Annotated in this window: 2 protein-coding genes and 1 pseudogene; all 3 read left to right on the plus strand. The window is 46.4% G+C overall.

What is annotated here, in order from left to right; genetic code table 11:
• Positions 1 to 186, plus strand: a 186-nt coding sequence (locus FS373_RS31775; RefSeq protein ID WP_227993461.1) for a hypothetical protein, incomplete at its 5' end; no start/stop codon positions are given.
• Positions 187 to 537, plus strand: coding sequence for an IS66 family insertion sequence element accessory protein TnpB (gene tnpB / locus FS373_RS31360; protein ID WP_144045728.1), 351 nt, complete (start codon positions 187 to 189; stop codon positions 535 to 537).
• 81 nt (positions 538 to 618) lie between these two features.
• Positions 619 to 1285 (plus strand): annotated as a pseudogene (locus FS373_RS32390) (IS66 family transposase zinc-finger binding domain-containing protein); the annotation flags it as partial.

Here is a 1285-nt window from a genome sequence, read left to right on the forward strand (position 1 = left end):
TTGATGAAGGCTAAGGAAGCATTCCATTCAACCTTTGTAAAACTCACGCCCAAAGCAGAGGCATTAACGACAGAGCCACCACAAGAAGTGGCGGTGATTAACCTGGCCGTAGGGGCAATGTCATTGACGCTTCCGGTCAATACTGACCCACGTTGGCTAGGCCAGCTACTCAGGGAGTGCCGCTAGATGTCACAGTTCTCTGATATAGAGACCCTCTACTTGCATCGAGATGTGGTCGACTTTCGCAAGTCCATTAACGGCCTGGTCGTCATCGTCGAGCAAGATATGCAGCTATCACCGTTTTCAGATGCGTTATTTGTCTTTACCAACAAAGCCCGGGACAAGCTTAAAATCTTATACTGGGACCGAACAGGATTTGCACTGTGGTATAAGCGTCTCGACAAGGAACGCTTTAAATGGCCTTCGAAAATAGAGTCTGAAACTTTGTCGCTCTCACATCAGCAGTTGCAATGGCTACTGCAAGGTTTTGAGGTGATGGGACATCAAAAACTGGACTATCAGTCAACGGTACAGTAACCGATTGAAAATGTGCAGATAAATAGAACTAAATAAGCTGTAAATCATCGTGCTCATGGGGTGTAGTGGTATAATAACGCCATGAATAAAGCACCGATAGAAACCAAGTTATCACCCCAACAGCTTCTGGCTAAATTGCTAGAAACTGAGGCGCTTTTAGCTGTAACGGAAAATAAATATCAACGTTTACTCGAACAGTTTCGTTTAGCTCAACATCACCGGTTTGGTAAAAGCAGTGAAGTGAGCCCAGAGCAAGCTTCGCTGTTTAATGAGGCTGAAGAGGAATGTGACAAGGATGAGTCAGCAGACGTTGAGACCGTTACCTATACCCGTAACAAACCCAAGCGTAAGCCGCTACCAGCAGAACTTCCTCGTACAGTCATTGTGCATGACATCCCTGATGAAGATAAGACTTGCGAGTGCTGCGGCCACGACTAACATAAAATCGGCGAGGATATCAGTGAAAAACTGGAGTTCGTGCCAGCTAAAGTGGAAGTGCAACAACATGTCCGTCCAAAGTATGCTTGTCGCCATTGTGAGACTCACAACACGATAACCCCGATTAAGCAGGCACCCGTTCCACCATCACCTATCCCCAAGGGTATCGCAACACCGAGCTTGCTCAGTCAAATCATTACCGCTAAATATCAATACCATATGCCGCTTTATCGTCAGGAAACTCAGTTTAAGCAATGGGGTATCCACTTAAGCCGCCGCACCATGTCAGACTGGATGATGAAAAGCAGTC

This window comes from Shewanella sp. YLB-07 (assembly GCF_009377275.1).

Excerpts from the sequence above, each read along its gene's own strand:
- tnpB (WP_144045728.1), top strand. The coding sequence starts at position 187 with ATGTCACAGTTCTCTGATATAGAGACCCTCTACTTGCATCGAGATGTG.